The organism is Bradyrhizobium sp. USDA 4538 (assembly GCF_024171045.1).
Taxonomy (GTDB): Bacteria; Pseudomonadota; Alphaproteobacteria; order Rhizobiales; family Xanthobacteraceae; genus Bradyrhizobium; species Bradyrhizobium australafricanum.
In genome coordinates, this window is the sequence record NZ_JALJZE010000001.1 from 3449317 (window position 1) to 3469221 (window position 19905).

Here is a 19905-nt window from a genome sequence, read left to right on the forward strand (position 1 = left end):
CTTACGCAATCAATGCGTCGAACGGCGAAGATTGGTCAGGAATTGAACAGCCGAGCACGCGTCGCCTTGGGGTAGGTCGTAAGGCGCGGTGCTCGGCTGTCAGGCCGCGCGGCGGTGCGGCCATCCCGACAGCCACGCTCGCTCGTCCCCGTGAGCGAGGCCGCCGGATCTCAATCTCGACTGTTGCTAAATCCGCGCCGTCGAATGGAGCGCGTTTCTCCAAAGGGCAAATGCGACGAAGCCAGCCAGCAACAAAAAGCCGCCACCGGCCGCGATCAGGACATGCGCGAGCGTCATCTTGGAACATCCCAATTGAAAGGCTTCATGCGGAGCGATATGCGCCGCAACCTGGCAATCAAAAGCACTTCAAAATTGATTTGCCCCGCCGGCCGCCGCCGAACAGCCCGAAAGGTGGCTGGCACTGCGCTCTGCCCACCCTTCGATTTCAGAGCGGTCGTCCAGCCACTCGGCTGTTGCCGCTCATCGCGCGGTTCGTCACACCGCTCAATGGCCACGAGGATAATCGATAAAACTTTATCGACAATCGAAACGAAAAATTAAGGTTACCGGCGCGACCGCTCCAGGTTCGACCCCGGTGCCGGTACCCGGTGACGATGGATGGGATTGTCGGGGTCATCCTTCGGCGAGGCTCGCCCGGTGGCCGCGGCTCCCGCCAAAATATCGAAAACAACCCCATGCAAAGGAGCCGGCGGCCGCCGCTCCCGGCCTGCGTGGCGGTCAATTGGAGCAACATCCTCCGGACGAAAATTCGCAGGGCATGTCACGTTTCGACGCGCTGTCTTGTCTTGGCTTCTGCAAGGGCAGCAGCAGAGGACAGCATGCACACACTCGGAACCGGCGGCGGTCGCACCCTGATCGCAATCGTCTATCATAGCGCCTACGGTCATACCCGGCGTCAAGCGGAGGCCGTCAGGTCCGGCGTCCAGGATATCGATGGCGCAGAGGCGCTTCTGGTGCCTGTCGAGCACGTGGAACAGAACTGGGATCGGCTGATGGATGCGGAAGCGTTGATCTTCGGCACGCCCACCTACATGGGCGCCGCCTCCGCGGCCTTCAAAGCCTTTCAGGAAGCAACTTCACGCGCGGTGATGTCCAAAGGCTATCGCTGGAAGGACAAGCTCGCGGCAGACTTCACCAATTCGGGGGCACACGCCGGCGACAAGCTGTCCACATTGATCCAGCTTGCATTGTTCGCCGCGCAGCATGGGATGCATTGGGTCAATCTCGATCTGCCCCCGGGGAACAACTCCGCATCGGGATCGGAAGCCGATCCGAACAGGCTGGGGTTCTGGCTCGGAGCCGGCGCACAGTCGAACACCGACGAGGGCGCGGACACCGCCCCGCCCGATTCCGATCTCGCAACCGCCCGCCACCTGGGACAGCGGGTGGCAAAGGCGGCACTTCAGTTTGTACGCGGCCGTGACGCGGCCTCGGTGCCCGTTCCGGCGGCGTCATGACAGATGCAGCTGAACCGTCAGCTGCCGAGATCTTCGCCGAGTTGCGGCCACGTCTGATCCGGCTGGCCTATCGGATGCTGGGCTCGGTCGCCGACGCAGAGGATGTCGTCCACAGCGCCTGGGTGCGTTGGCTCGCTGCCGATCGCGACCAGATGCGCGATCCCAAGGCAGTCCTGCACACCATCGTCACCCGACTATCCCTCAACGAATTGAAATCCGCGCGGCGCCAGCGTGCCGCCTATGTCGGACCGTGGCTCCCCGAACCGTTCTTCGACCCCGAAGCAGAGGAAGCGGCGGACGATCTGACCCTGCCGCTGATGATTGCGCTGGAACGCCTGTCGCCATTGGAGCGGGCGGCCTTTCTGCTGCATGACGTGTTCGGATTGGGGTTCGATGCCGTATCCGAGACGATCGGGCGTGAGCCTGCGACCTGCCGCAAGCTTGCCAGCCGCGCACGCACGCATATCCACGATGCCAGGCCGCGATTCGTCGTCGGCAATGAAGAGGGCCTGCGGCTCGCCAACGCCTTCTTCACCGCCACACGCACCGGCAACCTCGCCGCGTTGCGCGCGATGCTCGCCGAAGATGTCGTGGTCTATGCCGACGGCGGTGGCCAGGTCCCGGCGCCGACGCGACCTCTGGTCGGACTGGAAGCCGCGATGGAGCGTTTCGCGGGGCTCGCCCGCCTGTTCGCCATGCATCCCTCACGATTGATCCGCTACGCCACCATCAACGGATTGCCGGGCTTCATCACCATCGAGGACGACCTCGTTCAAACGACAGCGTTGCATGTCGAGAATAAACGGGTCGTCGCTGTCTATGTGACCCGCAATCCCGACAAGCTGCACAACGTGCCTGATGTGACGGGATGGCGGAATTGAGCGCGCCGCGCGCGTCCCCGCTCAGCGCGGCCGATAGCGATAGACCAGATCGCGGGGGTCGCCTCGCGGCGCTGACGGATCGAGCGCTTCGCGCCAAACTGAGAAGAACTCAGCGTGAGCAGATCTAGACCGCTCCACCGGGATCACCACATGAGCTCGACCTGCCCCTGTCATCGTCCCTCCTTTGCTCGGCCCTGCCAGATCGCGACCGCACCTGCGAGCAACACAGCGGCCGATATCACGAGCGAGGCATGCACGCCTGCCATGAACGCGTTGTTCCCTGCGACCAGCGAGCCGAACAGGGCAACGCCAAGCACGCTGCCGGTCTGCCGCGTCGCGTTCAATACACCGGCGGCGATGCCGGATCGCGACTTCTCGACACTGCCGAGCAGCGTCGAGGTCAAAGACGGCACGAGCAGGCCGAGCCCGCCGCCGAGGATGAGCAGTTGAGCGCCGATCGCCCCGTAGCTGGTGCCTGAGGCCATAGGCAGCAGCGCAACGCAGCCCGCGGCGGTAATCATACAAGCCAGCGCAATGGTTTGCGGCGCGCCGAGGCGCTCGCTGGCCGACGCGGTGATCAGGTTGGCGGGCAGCACCATGGCCATCATGGGCACGAAGGCGAGGCCCGTTGCGAACGGCGACCAGCCGTTGACGTTCTGGAAGTAGAGACTGAGTACGAAGATCAGGCCGTAGAAGGCGATGTTGAAGAGAAGCCCGACCAGAGCGGTCAGCGCGAACATGTGATGGCGGAACAACGACAGCGGCAGCATCGGTTGCGGCGCGCGCGCCTCGCGCCATACGAACAGGAGTCCGATTACGGCCGCCCCCGCGAAGCCCATGATGACGAGCGGATGGCTCCACCCCAGCGCGCCGCCCTCGATCAGGGCGCCAGCCAGCGCGCCGAGGGTTGCAATCGCCGCGATCTGTCCCGGCAGATCAATCTCGCGCTGCGCGAGCCGCGGCGTCTCCTCGGCGTAACGCCAGGCGAGCCAGAGGCCGGCGGCGCCAATCGGCAAGTTGACAAGAAAGATCGCACGCCAGCTGACCAGCGCGATCAGCGCGCCGCCAACTAGCGGCCCCGCAGTCAGTGCGACGCTCGCGCCTGCGGCCCAGAAGCCGACCGCGCGGCCGCGCGCCTTCGGATCGGTATAGGCGTGATTGAGTAGCGTCAGCGAGTTCGGCACCAGGATTGCCGCCGCCAGGCCCTGCACGGAGCGAGCAACGATCAGGAACATCGCCGACGGAGCCAATGCGCAGGCGAGCGAAGCCAACGTGAAGATCGCGAAGCCCCCTATAAATATCCGTTTGGCGCCGACGCGATCACCAAGCGCACCAGCGGTCAAAATGAAGGCAGCGAATGCGATGGTATAGGCGGTCACCACCCATTGCAGCTCGGCCACGCTGCCGCCGAGCGAGGTGCTGATGCTGCTCAGCGCGGTATTAACGATGGTGATATCCAACTGCACGACGCCGAGGCCGAGGCTCGTGGCGGCAAGCGCCAGCGCCGCGGCAAGAGGCGAACGGGATAGCGCGCTGTCAGAGCCGGCTTGTTCCGGCTGCCTTGTGTCGAGCGAAGTTGTTTGCATTGATCACACTCGGTTGTCTGTGAGATTTTGATGGCTCAGACCAGCCCGTTTTGCGATTATCATTCGATGCCAATCGAATACTTGGAGCCGCGAGACGATCTTTCGTCCCGTCGCGGCGATGCCTTTCGCTTGGGCTTAGTGGTGTCCAGACAACCTATGTCCCGCGATTGAATCGGTCTCGCAGAAACACTACGGTCTTGGCCGAAGTATCCGTGCTTGGCACTGCGTCCTCATCGGCGTAGGAGAAACACATGGATACGGGACCCAAAATCGCCCAAGTCGCGGCAATCATCGGCGATCCGGCGCGCGCCAACATGCTCAGTGCGCTGATGGATGGCCGAACGTTGACCGCCTCGGAGCTCGCCTATGTGTCTGGCGTGGCGCCGCAGACAGCGAGTGGCCATCTTGCGAAACTCAGCGACGCCGGATTGCTTGCGCTCGCAAAGCAGGGCCGACGACGATATTTTCGCCTGGCCTCTCCGCACGTCGCACGCGTGCTGGAAGGTCTCATGGTGGTGGCGCAGGACGGCCCCGCCCGGCAGCGCAATCTCTGGCGCGGCGGAGAGACGCTTCGACACGCGCGGACGTGCTATGACCATATGGCCGGCCGCATCGCTGTCGCGATCGCCGACCGGTTGGTCCAACAGTCGTTCATTCTGCTCGACGAGGATGGCGGACAACTCACCGATGCCGGTCGGTCATTCTTCGATGAGTTAGGCGTCGATCTTCGCCTCGCCTCCAAGCGCCGGGTGTTCTGTCGCCCCTGTCTCGACTGGAGCGAGCGCCGGCCGCATCTGGCCGGGGCGCTCGGCGCTGCCATTCTTCATCACGCTCTCGAGCACGATTGGGTCGAGCATGTCAGGGATAGCCGTGCGCTCGTCGTGACGCCTGCTGGTGTTAGAGGACTCGCCACAACGTTCGGCATCGAGGGCGCACTCCCGAGGGATGGACGCGAAGGGCAGGTTGCATCACTGTCCCGCGGACGGGTAGCGGTTCTCTCGGGTTGAGTCAGCTCCAACGCGTCCAATACCCGGAGCCGGCGGACCGGGACGAAGCCAGGAACGCCTGGTAGGCGGGGAAGTCATGGACAACCTGCGCACGAAGCGTCAGGCGAGCGGTCGAGATCGTTGGAATGTCAGGGGGCATTGGCCCTACGCTTCTCCGAAGCTTCGGGAGACTCCCTTCGCGCTGGTCTGAAAGGGTGGCCTTCCACCCGAAGCCCGGCAGTGAGCGGCCCGAGACATAGGTGACATTTCGTACCGGACACATGGGTTACACTTTCCGCTTTTGTTCTGCGGGAGGTGTGGATGCCGTGGAAAGCGAGTTCGGTGATGGAAGAGCGCCTTCGCTTTGTCGCCCGTCTGCTGGACGGGGAGGCCATGACGGACGTCTGCCGGGAGTTCGGCGTGTCCCGCAAGACCGGCTACAAGATTTTCGATCGCTACAGGGAACAGGGCGCGGCGGCGCTATGCGATCGGTCGCGGCGACCGGTGCGCTATGCCAATCAGCTCCCCGAGCCAATCGAGGGCCTGATTGTTCGTCTCAAAGCCGAGAAACCGCACTGGGGCGCGCGCAAGATCCGTGAGCTCTTGGTCCGGCGGCTCGACGGCGATATCCGGGTTCCGGCCAAGAGCACCATCCATGCGGTTCTCGATCGCCATGGCCTGGTCAAGCGCGCAGGCGTGCCGCGCCACCGCGCGCGCGGCACGCCTCTGTCCGCGGGGGCCGGACCCAATGATCTGTGGTGCGCCGACTTCAAGGGCGAGTTCAAGCTCGGCAATGGCCGTTATTGCTACCCGCTGACCGTCACCGACCATGCCTCGCGCTTCCTGCTGTTGTGCGAAGCGCTCGATTCCACCCGCGAGGAGCCGGCCATTGCGGCCTTCGAGCGGTTGTTCCGTGAGCGCGGCATGCCGCGCGCCATTCGCTCCGACAATGGCGTGCCGTTTGCCAGTCCCAACGCCTTGTTCAATCTCTCAAAGCTCTCGGTGTGGTGGCTGCGGCTTGGCATTGCCATCGAACGCATCAAGCCCGGCCATCCGCAGCAGAACGGCCGTCACGAGCGCATGCACCTCACGCTCAAGCAGGAGACCACTCGGCCGCCAGGCTCCAACGGCTTGCAACAGCAGGAACGCTTCGACGCCTTCGTCCGCGAGTTCAATGCTGAACGCCCGCACGAGGCCCTCGATATGAAGTGCCCCGCCGAGCGCTACACGCCTCAACGCGCGGCTATGCCGGCCTGCCGGAACTGACTTATCCGTTCCACGATCGCGAGGTGCTCGTCACCGCCTGTGGACGGCTCTGCCTGCATCGCAAGCGCATCAACCTCTCCACCGTGCTGGCTGGACAAAAACTCGGCATCAAGGAGGTCGACGACGGCATTTGGCTCGTCAGCTTCATGCACTATGATTTGGGATATTTCGACCTGGAGCAGAAAACCCTGCAACCCCTCGACAACCCGTTCGGCACGAGGCTGTCACCCATGTCTTAGGTACGACCTGTTACCCATGTCTCCGGGCTGGACACAGGGCAAATGGCGGAGAGGGAGGGATTCGAACCCCCGATAGGCTTGCACCTATGCCGCATTTCGAGTGCGGTGCATTCAACCACTCTGCCACCTCTCCGATGGCCCGGGTGATTTGCGCCACCCGCGGTCGGGGCGTGTTCTAGGCGAGGATGGCGGGACAGACAAGGCGCTGCAATAATATTTCCGTCACGGCCGCCTCGCCCCGTCAAAGCACCGGGACGGCCGGAGAAAGCGCGCGGAAACAAAGCGCTAGCAGAACGGTTCTGGCTCGATCGGCGCGCGAGCGAACCAGCCGGAGCAGGAGCGGGCCATGGAGCATGTGACGATTCGAGCCAATGGCGCGGCGTTCCACGTCGCGCGGACCGGCACTGGGAGACCGCTGCTGCTGTTGCACGGCTGGCCGGAATTCTGGCTGACCTGGAAGCCGGTCATGGCGCGCCTCACAGACCGCTACACCCTGATCGCCCCCGACCTGCGCGGCTTCGGCGACAGCGACAAGCCGCAAGGCTCACATGGAGGCGCCTATGGCCCCGATCAGCATACCGACGACATGCTGGCGCTGCTGGACGCGCTCGGCGTCGACAAGGCCGGCGTGGTTGGTCACGACGTCGGTGGCGCCGTGATGCAGCCCCTCGCCCGCAAGGCGCCCGAGCGCATCGCCGGATTGTTTTTCTTCGATTTCGTCTATCCCGGCATCGGGCCGCGGATGGCCGCGCCCGACCGGCTGAACCACATCTGGTACCAGTCGTTCCACCAGATGGAGATGGCGCCCGCGCTGGTCGGCGCCAGCAGAGACAGCTGCCGCACCTATATCGGCCATTTCCTGCACAACTGGTCGCACCGCAAGGCCGCGTTCGACGACGTGATCGAGGACTTCGCCGACAATTTCTTCAAGCCCGGCAATCTCGCCGGCGGCTTTGCGCATTATCGCGCGTCACATGCGGCGCGCGTGAAGATGATGCAGGGCGAAGCCCCGGCGCTGCCGCGGATCGATGTTCCGACCTGCATCCGCTGGGCCGAGCACGATCCGCTGTTTCCCTATGCCTGGACCGACCGGTTGGGGGAGACCTTCTCCAATCTGGACCTCGAGATGTTTCCCGATGTCGGGCATTTCCCGCATCGCGAGGACCCCGACCGCGCGGCCGCCGAGATCGCCGGCTTCTTCGAGCAGATCAATTGGAAGTAGAAGTGGTGGGACCGCCAGGACGCGACAAAAACTGGCGGTCCCGTGCCGCTTCTTAATATTGCTGGCCGGGAAGTGCGGCTTCGCCGGTCGGCGGGAGCGACACGAGCCACGGTAGCGAGCGACGTCGAAACGGCAACGCGAACCCGATCTTAACCTAACCGATCAACCTTACCGTGCGTAATCCGGGGCCGCTGGATCTGCGGATTGGAGGTGCCCCGGATTTCGCGGAGCCTGTCATCGGGCGCGCATTCGCGCGACCCGTTGGCTGCATCCGGGCTACGCATGCTTACCTCCCCTTGAAAGGGGGAGGTCGCTTTGCTCGCCAGAGCAAAGCGGGTGGGGATCTGCTCTCTCCGCAAACAGCATCGCCTGCGGCTGACCCCCATCCCGACCTTCCCCCTTTCAGGGGGAAGGAGAAGGCAGACCGTAGCCCGGATGGAGCGCGCACGAACGCTGCAGCCCGCGCGGCTCAGGCATCGGCCTTCCTGGCTTTTTTGGCCTTTTTCTCGTTCTTTTCGTTCTCGTCGTCCTTGTCTTTCTTCTCGTCCTTGCCGTTATCCCGCTTGCGATTGGTGTAGCGGGCATTGCCAAGCCCGGTTCCGATCGTCAGCACGCCCCAGCGCGCGACATCCTGCATGAACGGGACCTCGGCCAGCCCCTGCACCACGCCGTCATTGTGCATCACGATCGCGGTGTCATGATCGCCGATCTGCGGGATCGCCTCGACCAGGCTCGCCGGCAAGTTGAATTTGCTGCTCTCCCAATTACCGGGCAGGTTCTGCGCACCCTTTTCGATCGATCCGTCCTCATTGATGACGCCGGGACAGGCGATGCCGATGAACGGCGCAAGCTTGAGGTTCTCCTTCTCGGCGGCGGCGATCAACTCCTTCAGCATCTTCACCAGCCGCTTCACCGCGCCTTCGCGCGTCGGCTCGTCATCGGCGTGGCGCCACAGCTCCGATTTCCAGACCGCCGCCTTGGAGAGATCGGGCGCCTTCTTCCAGCGCGTCTCGACCACGCCGCAGCGGATATTGGTGCCGCCGATGTCGACGGCGAGGACGCCGTCATGGGCCTCGAAAATCCACGATGGCGCGAGATGCAGCGTGCCGATCAACCCGGCATCATCGGGGTGAAAGCGGATCGGCACCATGTCGACCTTGAAATCCTCCGACTTCAAGATGATCTCGGTGCGCGCGATGGCGAGCTCGCCGAGCCTGGAGTCGCGGAAGCCGCCGCCGACCACGATGCGCTCGGTCTTGGCCCAGGCCTTGGTGTTGAGGAAGCGCCGCGTCACATAGGCGAGCTCCTGGGCAAACTCCTCGATCGCGCTGTGCACGACCGCCGAGGCCTCGGTGTCATCGCCGACCAGCAGCTCATCGAGCTTCTTCTTGCTGATCTTGTCCGACGGCTCGTCGCCGAACGGATCCTCGTCCGACTTGCGCAGCGGCTTGCGCCAGCGGTCGAGGATCTTGCGGAACGCGCCCTTCGAGGCGCGATCGCCGAGAAAGCCCTCGTCGTCCTTCAGCTCGATGTTGAAGCTGTCGATGTCGACGGATGGCAGCCGCGTGGCACCGTGGTGCGCGATGCCCGTGCTCAGTCCAGAGTCGTCAGCCATGCGCGCTTGCCCTGCCCGCCTGAGGTTCCCAGCACTAACGGCCGGGAACTCAAATGGTTGCGTCCCGCGCTGCGGCGCTTCGGCCGGCGCGGGACGCAATTTCGCAAAAGCGTCAGGCGGCCTTTATTACGGCGTAACGCGCCGCGGGCGTGTTGCGCGACAGGTTCGGCATCAGCTTCTGACGGGCGGTCTCATAGGCCTGCCAATCGGCGGCATCCGGCAGCGACGGCACGGTGATGACTTCGCCCTGGTCGAGGCCGGCGAGCGCGGCATCGACCAAGTCTTCCGCCTTCATCACGATCGCGCCGGGCAGATGCTCGACCGGCGTACCGGCCACGCCCCAGAATTCAGTCGCCGTGGCTCCCGGCAGCACCGCCTGGACCCGGATATTCTTGTCCTTCAGCTCATGCTGCAACGACTGCGTCAGTGCGAGGACGAAGGCCTTGCTGCCGCCGTAGACACCGTTGAGCATTTCCGGCGCGACGCCGACGATCGAGGCGATGTTGACGATGGTGCCGCCACCGCGCGCGACAAAGCCCGGCACCGCCGCATAGGTCAGGCGCATCAGCGCGTCGACGTTGAGTGTAATCATGTCGCTCATCTTGTCGACATCGGATGCGAGCAGAGGCGCGGTCGCACCGACGCCGGCATTGTTCACCAGCACACTGATGCCGGCATTGCTGCGCAGAATGGATTCGATCCGTGAAACGTCGCCGCGCTTGCTGAGGTCGGCGGCGACGATCTCGATCGATCGGCCTGTCTCCGCCGCGAGACGCTTGGCGAGCCCATCGAGGCGCTCGCGGTTACGTGCGACGAGGATCAGATCGTAGCCACGCCGTGCGAGCCGGTCCGCATAGATGGCACCGATTCCGGACGACGCGCCGGTGACGAGCGCCGTGCCGGGCGTGGTCCCTTTGGCTGACTTGGTCATGTTGGTCTCCTGTTTGACCTGAACGGCCGGTTTTGGCCGCTGCTCAGGTACTACAGGCCCCCTTGCATGTCTCAAATGTCATATATACACCTTTTTAGGACACGAATTTGTCGCGGGAGAGTTCCATGCAGGAGATCGGCTTCGTTGTCTTCCAAGGCTTCCAGGTGATGGGCTTCACCGCCATCACCGCGTTCGAGATCGCCAACCTGGTCGCCGGTGAAAACTTTTACGCGGTCACGCTGCTGTCGGAGCATGGCGGTCCGGTGCGGTCATCCGCCGGCTTCAATGTCGAGACCGAAGCGTTCAGCGAGCGCAGCTTCGACACGCTGTTCGTCGGCGCCGGCACCGAGCTGCATCCGGCATCACCGAAGCTCACCGACTATGTGCGCCGCGCCATGACAGCGTCGCAGCGCATTGCCGCCCCTTGCGTCGGCGCCTTCTCGCTGGCCGAAGCCGGCCTGCTCGACGGCCGCCGCGTCTCGACGCATTGGCAATACGCCGCCGAATTGCAGGCACGCTTTCCCAAGCTGAAGGTCGAGCAGGACCGCATCTACATCATCGACGGGCCGATCTGGACCTCAGCCGGCATGACCGCGACGATCGATCTGGCGCTGGCGATGGTCGAGCATGACCTCGGCGTCGAGGTCGCGCGCTCGGTGGCGCGCAAGCTCGTGGTCTATCATCGCCGTGCCGGCGGGCAGTCGCAGTTTTCCGCACTGCTGGAGCTCGACCCGAAATCCGACCGCATCCAGAACGCGCTCAACTACGCCAAGGCGCATCTGCGCAACGAGCTCTCGGTCGAGGAATTGGCCGCCGTTGCACGGCTCAGCCCACGCCAGTTCAGCCGCGCCTTCCGCGCCGAAACCGGCCAGTCGCCGGCCAAGGCGATCGAGCATCTCAGGGTCGAGGCCGCCCGCGAATTGATCGGCGACGGCCGCCATTCGATGGACGAAATTGCCGGCGAGACCGGCTTTGCCGACCGCGAACGGATGCGGCGGGCGTTTTTGCGGGTGCTGGGCCAGCCGCCGCAGACCATTCGCCGCCATGCCCGCGCCGCCGCGCAGGCCGCGGCTTGAGGACCAAACCAGGCCAAAATCACACCAAACCATTCATTTTTGGCCGGTTTTTGCCCTGCTTTACCTTGACTCTGCGGGGTTTGCGGCTATAAGTCCCGTCCATCCGGCGCGGGGATTTCTCGCGCCGATTGTCTTTGTGTGATCAATTTGGGAATTCATTCCCTTCGCGCAAAACATGCAACCCATAGCGACTGAACAAAAAGCCGACCCGGGCGATCCGTCCGAGGCCGGGATCGAACACGAAGGAATCAAACGATGTTCGCAGTCATCAAAACCGGCGGCCGGCAGTACCGTGTCGTTCCGAATGATGTACTCGAGATTGGCAAGATCGCCGGCGATGTCGGCACGATCGTGCAGCTAGGCGAAGTTCTGGTGCTCGGCGGTGACACGCCGGTGCTGGGAACGCCCACCGTGGCAGGCGCCACCGTTGCGGCCGAAGTGCTGCAGCACAAGCGCGGCGCCAAGGTGATCGCGTTCAAGAAGCGTCGCCGCAAGAATTCACGCCGCAAGCGCGGTTATCGCGACGAGCTCACGGTGCTTCGCATCACCGAGATCCTCGCCGATAACGCCAAGCCGACAATCGGCCCGCGGCCGAAGAAGGAAAAGGTCGCAGCGCCCGCCGATGGCGAGGACGCAGCGCCGAAGGCGGCCAAGAAGAAGGCACCCGCAAAGGCGCCGGCCGCGAAAAAGGCTCCGGCCAAGAGCGAGAAGAAGTGATCGTCGCGCTTTCAGATTTGAAGCGTGACAAAACGTGAAATGATTCCGTCAAGGAATTGATCTAGAGATCAAAGCGAAGTCGGAGACGAGCTATGGCTCACAAAAAAGCAGGCGGTTCATCGCGCAACGGACGTGATTCCAAGGGCAAGCGCCTTGGCATCAAGGCGTTCGGTGGCGAGCGCGTGATCCCCGGAAACATCATCGCGCGTCAGCGCGGCACCACCTGGCATCCTGGCCTTAATGTCGGCATGGGCACCGATCATACTCTCTTCGCCAAGGTCGAGGGTCATGTCGAGTTCCGTGCCAAAGCCAACGGCCGCACATTCGTATCGGTCATTCCGATGGCAGAGGCGGCCGAGTAGACGGTGGACACACATGAGTCCGCCGGGTCCTGTTGAACCGGCGGAGTCGCAAAGGGCTCCAAGGGGAGGCGGGATGACCGGCCTCCCCTTTTTGTTGCGCGCGTTCCAGTTCGACCGCGCGTGACGTTCCAAGCGTTGCGTACAGATTTTTTCGCATCACAGGAGCTCGACATGTTGCAGGACATCCCGACGCCGACCTTGCGTGAGGCAAGAGCTTGCGTCCTCGAGACCGAACGGCTGACATTGCGCAAGCCGACGCTCGCGGACGTAAAAGCAATCGCACGCCTCGCCAATGACCGCCGCATCGCGGAGAACACCCGCCGCCTGCCGCATCCCTATACCCAGGACGACGCCATCGACTTCGTGCGCGCGCTCGGCGCAGGCGGCCGCGAAACCGTTTTCCTGATTGAGGATAATCACACGCCGATCGGCATGGTCGGCATCGACTGGCGCGAGGAGACATCAGCCGAACTCGGCTACTGGCTCGGCGTCGACTATTGGGGCCAGGGCTTCGGCACCGAGGCCGCGCGCGCGGTGATCGATTACTTCTTCGAGGAATTCGATCTCGACCAGCTGATCTCGGGCGCCCGCGTCGTCAACCCGTCGTCGCGCAACATCCTCGAGAAGTGCGGCTTCCAGTGGGGCGGCGTCGAGCTGCACCGCTTCGAGGCGCTGGGCTCCTCGAGCCCGGTCGACTGCTTCCGCCTGTCGCGCGGCGTCTGGGCGTCGCCGAAGAGCTGGAACAACTCGACCCGGCGGGAGAGCTGAGGCTTTTGGCTTCACCCTCCCCTGGAGGGGGAGGGTCGTTGCGCATGAAGCGCAGCGGAAGGCGCAACGGGGTGGGGTGATCTATCCACTCGGGCACCGTTGGATGAGGAGAGACCTTCACCCCACCCCGCCGCTCATTGCATTCGCGTCGACCCTCCCCCTCCAGGGGAGGGTAAACATCACGCCGGCGGATTCACCGCGGAGTCCGGGCGTCCAAGCTGTTGCTCGCGGACGAAGATGTAGAGGCCGGCCGCGATGATAACAGCGGCACCGATGATGGTGGCCCAGGACGGCACGTCGCCGAACACCACGAAGCCGAAGATCACCGCCCAGACGATCATCGAATACTGGTAGGGCACCACCACGCTCGCCGGCGCGAGCTTCAGCGAACGATTGACGCAAAGCAGCGCCGCGACCGAGATGATGCCGGCAGTGAAGAACAGCACGAGGCTGCCGGCTGACGGCGTCACCCAGCCGAATGGCGAGAGCACGAGGCCCAGGATGAAGGTGCCGCCGAATTGCGACGTCGCCAGCACGATATCGGGGGTCGCGCGCAGCGAGCGCGTGATCAGCATCAGCACCGCGAACGACAGGCTGCCGCCGAGCGCGATCATCGCCGGCCAGCTGATCGTCTGCGCCGACGGCCGGAGCGCGATCAGCACCCCGCAAAAGCCGACCAGGATCGCGGTCCAGCGCCGCCAGCCGATATGCTCGCCGAGCACGAGGCCCGACATCGCGGTGACGAAGATCGGTCCGGCGAGGTAGTAGGTGATGACGTCGGCGAGCGGCAGATAGACGGTCGCCAGGAAGAACGCCGCAACCTCCACGGTCGACAGCGTGACGCGCAGCAATTGCAGCCACGGCCGTTCCAGATGCAGAAAATCCGCGCGTCGCTGCCATACGATCGGCAGCAGCACGAGCAGCGCCGCGCAGGCGCGCAGCCACAACAATTGCCCGACCGAATAGGTGGCGACGATGAATTTGCCCATCGCGTCGCCGAACGAGAACATGAAGATCGACAGCAGCATCAACCCGATGCCGGCGAGCCGCGCCGACCGGTCGTCGTAGGAGGACAGCTTTGCGAACAGGCTCATGAGCAGACTTGCGCTTTTGTTCCGGAGTCGTCCGGTTTTAAAGACGTGGATGCCCGGGACAAGCCCGGGCATGACGAATTGAACGGATTGCCGCACCTGCGTCGCTGCGATACCGGTAGCTGATCCCGGCAACAAAAAGAGCAGGAAACGCCGCATGAGCGACTTCGATCCCACCCAGCATCGCATGGTCCCCGCGCAGCGCTGGTTCGAGGATTTCGTGCTCGGCGAGCGCTTCGTGATTCCGAGCCGGACCCAGACCTCGGCCGTGTTCGCGGCGTTCCAGACCGCCAGCGGCGACACCCATCCGATCCATTACGACGTCGAATATTGCCGCGCGCGCGGCATGCCTGATCTGCTCGCCCACGGCTTCCAGACCCTTGTGCACACCGCGCCCGGCGCCGGATTGTTTCCCTACGTCGTGGAGGAGTCGCTGATCGGCTTCCTCGAGCAATCGAGCAAGTTCCTGAAACCGGTCTATGCCGGCGATACCATCTACCCCGCGCTGGAGGTGATCGAGCTGTCGCCGGGCAAGACCACCGGCGTCGTGACGCTGCGCTCGACCGTGCACAACCAGCGCCGCGAGCTGGTGCTGGAGGGGATGCAGAAATTCCTGGTCCGGAGACGGCCTGCTTAGCCGCTTGGGCCGCAAAAAGGCCCGAAAATTAAGGCTTTTCGCTGAAGTCAGGGCCTTTCCGGGTTGCCGCAAAGGCCACCCTGCCCTAACTAGAGCGGATCATGAAATTCCTCGATGAAGCCAAGGTCTATATTCGCTCGGGCGACGGCGGCAACGGCTGCGTCGCGTTCCGGCGCGAGAAGTTCATCGAGTTCGGCGGTCCCTCCGGCGGCAATGGCGGTCGCGGCGGTGACGTCATCATCGAGTCCGTCGACGGACTGAACACGCTGATCGATTACCGCTACCAGCAGCACTTCAAGGCACAGAAGGGCACCAATGGCATGGGCAAGGACCGCCATGGCGCCAACGGCAAGCCGATCGTGCTGAAGGTGCCGGTCGGCACCCAGGTGTTCGACGAGGACCGCGAGACCCTGCTGCACGACTTCACCGAACTCGGCGAGAAATTCGTGCTGGCTGAAGGCGGCAATGGCGGCTTCGGCAACGCGCATTTCAAATCCTCCACCAACCGCGCGCCGCGCAACGCCAATCCCGGCGCGCCCGGCGAAGAGCGCTGGATCTGGCTGCGGCTGAAGCTGATCGCCGATGCCGGCCTGGTCGGCCTGCCCAACGCCGGCAAATCGACCTTCTTGTCGGTGGTCAGCGCGGCACGGCCGAAGATCGCCGACTATCCCTTCACCACGCTGCATCCGCAGCTTGGCGTGGTGAATTTCGGCGGCCGCGAATTCGTGCTCGCCGACATCCCCGGGCTGATCGAAGGCGCGCATGAAGGCGCCGGGCTCGGCGACCGCTTCCTCGGCCATGTCGAGCGCTGCCGCGTGCTGCTGCATCTGGTCGACGCGACCTGCGAGCATGCCGGCAAGGCCTACAAGACGGTGCGCACCGAGCTCGAAGCCTATGAGGGCCATCTCGCCGACAAGATCGAGATCGTCGCGCTCAACAAGATCGACGCGGTCGCGCCCGACGAACTGAAGAAGCAGAAGGACCGCCTCAAGCGGGCGGCGAAGAAGACGCCGCTGTTGCTGTCAGGCGCGACCGGCGAAGGCGTGCAGGACGCGCTGCGCGCGCTGGTCGACGTGATCGGCGAGGCGCCGGTGTCCAACAAGGCCAAGGGTCAGGCGGAGCCGTGGGCGACGCCGGTGCCGCAGGGTTGAACGGCACAAGCCGCGCAACGCCTGGACTTCCCAAGCCACATTGTGGCGTCTATTGCTTCCACCTTCCTGCCAGACCGAATCCATGAAACGCCCCGCGCTCAAGAACTTTCGCCGCATCGTCGTCAAGGTCGGCTCGTCGCTGCTGGTCGACTCGCAGGCTGGCGAGGTGCGCGCGTCCTGGCTCGCCGCGCTGGTCGACGACATCGCAAAGCTCCACAAGCGAGGCTGCGAGGTCATGGTTGTGTCGTCGGGCTCGATCGCGCTCGGCCGCAGCCGCCTGAAGCTGCCGCGCGGCCCGCTGAAGCTCGAGGAGAGTCAGGCTGCCGCAGCGGTCGGCCAGATCGCGCTGGCGCGAATCTGGTCGGAGGTGCTCGGCCATCACGGCATCGGCGCCGGGCAGATTCTGGTGACGCTGCAGGACACCGAGGAGCGCCGCCGCTATCTCAACGCGCGCTCGACGATCGCAAAGCTGCTGGAATGGGGCGCGGTGCCCGTGATCAACGAGAATGACACGGTCGCCACCACCGAGATCCGTTATGGCGACAATGATCGCCTCGCCGCCCGCGTCGCCACCATGGCGAGCGCGGATCTTCTGATCCTGCTGTCCGATATCGACGGCCTCTACACCGCGCCGCCCGCGCTCGATCCCGACGCCAAGCTGATCCCGGTGGTCGAAAGCATCACCTCGGAGATCGAGGGGATGGCCGGCTCGGCCGGGTCCGAATTGTCGCGCGGCGGCATGACCACCAAGATCGAAGCCGCGAAGATAGCGACCACGGCCGGCACCCATATGCTGATCGCGTCCGGCAAGATCGAGCATCCGCTTGCTGCGATCGCCGATGGCGGCCGCTGCACCTGGTTCCTGACCCCCGCCAATCCGGTCACCGCGCGCAAGCGCTGGATCGCGGGCTCGCTCGAGCCGAAGGGCACGCTGACCATCGATGCCGGCGCGGTGGCGGCGCTGCGCGCCGGCAAGAGCCTGCTGCCGGCCGGCGTGATCCGGGTCGACGGCCAGTTCGCCCGCGGCGATGCCGTGGTGGTGCGCGGCCCCGACACCCACGAGATCGGCCGCGGCCTGGTCGCATACGACGCCGAGAACGCCGAGAAGATCATGGGCCGCTCCTCGCCCGACGTGATGACCATTCTGGGCATCAGCGGCCGATCCGAGATGATCCATCGCGACGACCTCGTGATCGGCCCGGCCGGGGCGATCCCGCCCAAATAGGCCCAAATAACCTGCTGGGCCGAGCGGACGGCCTGCCGCCCACCTGCCATGTCGGTTCCGCGCCTCGCCACCCTTCAATTGCCATGCTAGAACATGGCCTTAGTCCAAAGCTGGTAGTTTCATGAGCGCCCCCCTGAAGGCGATCGACGGCAACGCCGATCTTACTGCCCTGATGACCGACCTCGCCGCCAAGGCGCGCGCCGCGGCGCGCGTGCTGGCGCTGGCGCCGCCGGAGCGGAAGGACCGGGCGCTCGCCGCGATCGAACGCGCGATCCGCGCCAACGCGCCGGCCATCCTCGCCGCCAATGCCGAGGATGTCGCCGAGGCGCGCGCGAGCGGCATGACCTCTGCCTTCGTCGACCGCCTGACGCTGACGCAGGCGCGCGTCGCCGGCATGGCCGATGGCGTTGCGACCGTGCGCGAGATCATCGATCCGGTCGGCGCCGTCACCGAAAGCTGGCAGCGGCCTAACGGCATGACCATCGAACGCGTCCGCGTGCCGCTCGGCGTCATCGGCGTGATCTTCGAGAGCCGCCCCAACGTCGCCGCCGACGCCGGCGTGCTGTGCCTGAAGTCCGGCAACGCCGTGATCCTGCGCGGCGGCTCGGACAGTTTCCGCTCCTGCCGCGCGATCCATGATTGCCTGGTGCAGGGCCTGCGCGAAGCCGGCCTGCCTGAGGCCGCGATCACCTTGGTGCCGACCCGTGACCGTGCCGCCGTCGGCCTGATGCTGACGGGATTGAACGGCGGCATCGATGTGATCGTGCCGCGCGGCGGCAAGAGCCTGGTCGCACGCGTCGAGGCGGAGGCACGCGTTCCGGTGTTCGCGCATCTCGAGGGCGTCAACCACATCTACGTCGATGCCAGCGCCAGGCTCGATATGGCCAAGGCGGTCGTGCTGAACGCCAAGATGCGCCGTCCCGGTGTCTGCGGCGCCGTCGAGACCCTGCTGGTCGATCGCAAGGCTGCCGGGACGCAGCTGAGGCCGCTGGTCGAGCTGTTGATCGATGCCGGCTGCGAGGTGCGCGGCGATGACGTCGTGCAGGGCGTCGATGCCAGGGTGAAGCCCGCATCCGACGAGGACTGGGACACCGAATATGAGGACGCGATCATCTCGGCGAGGATCGTCGACGGTCTCGATGAAGCGATTGCGCATATTCATAATCACGGCTCGCATCACACCGATGCGATCGTAACGGAGGATGCCGCTGCCGCGGAAAGATTTCTCAACGAGGTCGATTCGGCGATCGTGCTGCACAACGCCTCGACCCAGTTCGCCGACGGCGGCGAGTTCGGCTTCGGCGCGGAGATCGGAATTGCCACCGGCAAATTCCACGCCCGCGGGCCGGTCGGCGCCGAGCAGCTGACGAGCTTCAAGTACCGCGTCCACGGCACCGGGCAGACGCGGCCGTGATCATTGTCGCACGCGCACGGTAAGCCATTGCAGCAAGCATCGAGCGTGTCGTTATCCGCAGCCCAAGCGCTTCCGTTCTATACCAACGGCATGCGCATCGGGCTGCTTGGCGGCTCGTTCAATCCACCGCACGCCGCGCATCGCGCCATCAGCCTGTTCGCGCTCAAGCGCCTGCAGCTCGACCGCGTGTGGTGGCTGCTGACGCCGGGCAATCCGCTGAAGAACCATGATGGCCTGCACGCGCTCGCCGAGCGCGCCGAGGCCGCGCGCCGCGTTGCCGACGATCCGCGCATCGACATCAGCTGTCTCGAAGCTGTCATTGGCGTCAGCTACACTGTGGACACGATCATCCACTTGCGCCGCCGTGTCTCCGGCGTGCACTTCGTCTGGATCATGGGCGCTGACAATCTCGCGCAATTTCATCGCTGGAAAGATTGGCGGCGCATTGCGTCCGATGTGCCGATTGCCGTGATCGACCGTCCGCCCCAAAGTTTCCGCGCCCTTGCCGCACCGGCGGCGCAGGCGCTCGCGCGCTATCGCATGCCCGAAAATCAGGCGACACGGCTAGCCGACCAGCAGGCGCCGGCCTGGGTGTTCCTGACAGGAATGAAATCCAATTTGTCTTCGACCGGACTTCGGAACCCGGACGGGAGCTGGAGAACGGCATGAAGCGCAAAAGGGTTACTGGAATATTGAAACCATTAACCCCACATGCGTAGTATGGCGCGTGGGGCCGAGGATTCGGCACCCGCGATACAGTGAAAGGAATGGTCCCTGGCCACATCTGTATTGTCAAAGTCTGTTTTACCCAAGGTTCCAAAGACTGCGCGTAAAACATCGACGAAAACCGCGGCCTTGCAGGCGCAACCGGACGCCGCCAAACCGGATGCCAACAAGACGCTGAGCCTGATCCTCTCCCGCCTCGAGGACATGAAGGCGGAAGAGACGGTCACCATCGACCTTCGGGGCAAATCCGCATATTCCGACTACATGATCGTCACCACCGGCCGGGTTAACCGGCACGTTGGCGCGATCGCGGAAAATGTGACGAAGAGCCTCAAGGAGAACGGGGTCAAGAACATCCATGTCGAGGGCTTGCCCAACTGCGACTGGGTGCTGATCGATTCCGGCGAGGTGATCGTGCACGTGTTCAGGCCTGAGGTGCGCGAGTTCTACAACCTCGAGCGGTTGTGGACTCAGAACCCGGCGGTCGCGGCGGTCTAAGGGGGTTCGAAGCCGATGCGAATCGGCTGCAGCGCA

19 protein-coding genes, 1 tRNA gene and 1 pseudogene are annotated in these 19905 nt (G+C 64.4%); 16 read left to right on the top strand and 5 right to left on the bottom strand.

The features are described 5' to 3' along the window. Window positions 1-150 precede the first annotated feature (150 nt). From J2R78_RS15415 to J2R78_RS15425, 3 genes are all read left to right on the top strand, one after another. On the top strand, window positions 151-561 hold the full coding sequence (locus J2R78_RS15415; protein WP_253605419.1) for a hypothetical protein: 411 nt from the start codon (window positions 151-153) through the stop codon (window positions 559-561). 278 nt (window positions 562-839) lie between these two features. Then, window positions 840-1478: a flavodoxin family protein gene (locus J2R78_RS15420; RefSeq protein ID WP_253605421.1), complete on the top strand. Its 639-nt coding sequence runs from the start codon at window positions 840-842 to the stop codon at window positions 1476-1478. Further along, complete coding sequence (locus J2R78_RS15425) at window positions 1475-2359, top strand: sigma-70 family RNA polymerase sigma factor (RefSeq protein WP_253605422.1); 885 nt, start codon at window positions 1475-1477, stop codon at window positions 2357-2359. The genes J2R78_RS15420 and J2R78_RS15425 overlap by 4 nt, the downstream gene beginning before the upstream one ends. Window positions 2360-2529: 170 nt before the next feature. Here the strand turns inward: J2R78_RS15425 and J2R78_RS15430 are convergent, their stop codons facing one another. Further along, a complete protein-coding gene (locus J2R78_RS15430) occupies window positions 2530-3945 on the bottom strand; it encodes an MFS transporter (RefSeq protein WP_253605424.1) in 1416 nt (471 codons plus the stop codon). A gap of 251 nt (window positions 3946-4196) precedes the next feature. Here J2R78_RS15430 and J2R78_RS15435 point away from each other — a divergent pair, with 251 nt between their 5' ends. Both J2R78_RS15435 and J2R78_RS15440 read left to right on the top strand, forming a co-directional pair. After that, on the top strand, window positions 4197-4952 hold the full coding sequence (locus J2R78_RS15435; protein WP_253605426.1) for a helix-turn-helix transcriptional regulator: 756 nt from the start codon (window positions 4197-4199) through the stop codon (window positions 4950-4952). 300 nt (window positions 4953-5252) lie between these two features. Next, window positions 5253-6436 (top strand): annotated as a pseudogene (locus tag J2R78_RS15440) (IS481 family transposase). Window positions 6437-6479: 43 nt separating this feature from the next. Here J2R78_RS15440 and J2R78_RS15445 read toward each other — a convergent pair. Then, window positions 6480-6569, bottom strand: a tRNA-Ser gene (locus tag J2R78_RS15445). A 213-nt stretch (window positions 6570-6782) separates the two neighbouring features. On the opposite strand from J2R78_RS15445, the gene J2R78_RS15450 reads away from it, so the two are divergent. Continuing rightward, window positions 6783-7658 carry an alpha/beta fold hydrolase gene (locus tag J2R78_RS15450; protein WP_253605428.1) on the top strand — a complete coding sequence of 292 codons (876 nt, stop codon included), beginning with the start codon at window positions 6783-6785 and terminating at the stop codon, window positions 7656-7658. Window positions 7659-8127: 469 nt separating this feature from the next. Here J2R78_RS15450 and J2R78_RS15455 read toward each other — a convergent pair whose 3' ends face one another. Next, window positions 8128-9273, bottom strand: a complete 1146-nt coding sequence (locus J2R78_RS15455) for an ROK family protein (RefSeq protein WP_253605430.1) — start codon at window positions 9271-9273, stop codon at window positions 8128-8130. Window positions 9274-9385: 112 nt separating this feature from the next. Next, window positions 9386-10204: an SDR family oxidoreductase gene (locus J2R78_RS15460; protein WP_253605432.1), complete on the bottom strand. Its 819-nt coding sequence runs from the start codon at window positions 10202-10204 to the stop codon at window positions 9386-9388. Window positions 10205-10329: 125 nt separating this feature from the next. Here J2R78_RS15460 and J2R78_RS15465 point away from each other — a divergent pair, with 125 nt between their 5' ends. The 4 genes from J2R78_RS15465 to J2R78_RS15480 all read left to right on the top strand — a co-directional run bounded on the left by J2R78_RS15465 (window position 10330) and on the right by J2R78_RS15480 (window position 13127). Beyond that, entirely contained in the window at window positions 10330-11280 is a 951-nt protein-coding gene (locus J2R78_RS15465; RefSeq protein ID WP_253605435.1) for a GlxA family transcriptional regulator, read from the top strand. Window positions 11281-11535: 255 nt separating this feature from the next. Beyond that, window positions 11536-11997: a 50S ribosomal protein L21 gene (gene rplU, locus J2R78_RS15470; RefSeq protein ID WP_253605436.1), complete on the top strand. Its 462-nt coding sequence runs from the start codon at window positions 11536-11538 to the stop codon at window positions 11995-11997. A gap of 92 nt (window positions 11998-12089) precedes the next feature. After that, window positions 12090-12359 carry a 50S ribosomal protein L27 gene (rpmA, locus tag J2R78_RS15475; RefSeq protein ID WP_016847848.1) on the top strand — a complete coding sequence of 90 codons (270 nt, stop codon included), beginning with the start codon at window positions 12090-12092 and terminating at the stop codon, window positions 12357-12359. Between the two features lie 171 nt (window positions 12360-12530). Next, window positions 12531-13127 (top strand): GNAT family N-acetyltransferase, encoded by a 597-nt coding sequence (locus tag J2R78_RS15480; protein WP_253605438.1) that lies wholly within the window; start codon window positions 12531-12533, stop codon window positions 13125-13127. Between the two features lie 179 nt (window positions 13128-13306). Here the strand turns inward: J2R78_RS15480 and J2R78_RS15485 are convergent, their stop codons facing one another. Further along, window positions 13307-14221, bottom strand: a complete 915-nt coding sequence (locus tag J2R78_RS15485; protein WP_253605440.1) for a DMT family transporter — start codon at window positions 14219-14221, stop codon at window positions 13307-13309. A 154-nt stretch (window positions 14222-14375) separates the two neighbouring features. Between J2R78_RS15485 and J2R78_RS15490 the strand changes: the two genes are divergently transcribed. From J2R78_RS15490 to rsfS, 6 genes are all read left to right on the top strand, one after another. Then, window positions 14376-14855 carry a MaoC family dehydratase gene (locus tag J2R78_RS15490; RefSeq protein WP_137484028.1) on the top strand — a complete coding sequence of 160 codons (480 nt, stop codon included), beginning with the start codon at window positions 14376-14378 and terminating at the stop codon, window positions 14853-14855. A gap of 101 nt (window positions 14856-14956) precedes the next feature. Then, on the top strand, window positions 14957-16006 hold the full coding sequence (obgE, locus tag J2R78_RS15495; RefSeq protein ID WP_038384668.1) for a GTPase ObgE: 1050 nt from the start codon (window positions 14957-14959) through the stop codon (window positions 16004-16006). An 82-nt stretch (window positions 16007-16088) separates the two neighbouring features. Beyond that, complete coding sequence (gene proB / locus J2R78_RS15500; protein ID WP_253605442.1) at window positions 16089-17231, top strand: glutamate 5-kinase; 1143 nt, start codon at window positions 16089-16091, stop codon at window positions 17229-17231. Window positions 17232-17352: 121 nt separating this feature from the next. Then, window positions 17353-18645 (top strand): glutamate-5-semialdehyde dehydrogenase, encoded by a 1293-nt coding sequence (locus J2R78_RS15505; protein ID WP_253605444.1) that lies wholly within the window; start codon window positions 17353-17355, stop codon window positions 18643-18645. Between the two features lie 45 nt (window positions 18646-18690). Beyond that, entirely contained in the window at window positions 18691-19314 is a 624-nt protein-coding gene (locus J2R78_RS15510; RefSeq protein WP_080583350.1) for a nicotinate-nucleotide adenylyltransferase, read from the top strand. 186 nt (window positions 19315-19500) lie between these two features. Beyond that, window positions 19501-19869, top strand: a complete 369-nt coding sequence (rsfS, locus tag J2R78_RS15515) for a ribosome silencing factor (protein WP_256558599.1) — start codon at window positions 19501-19503, stop codon at window positions 19867-19869. Window positions 19870-19905: the final 36 nt, after the last annotated feature.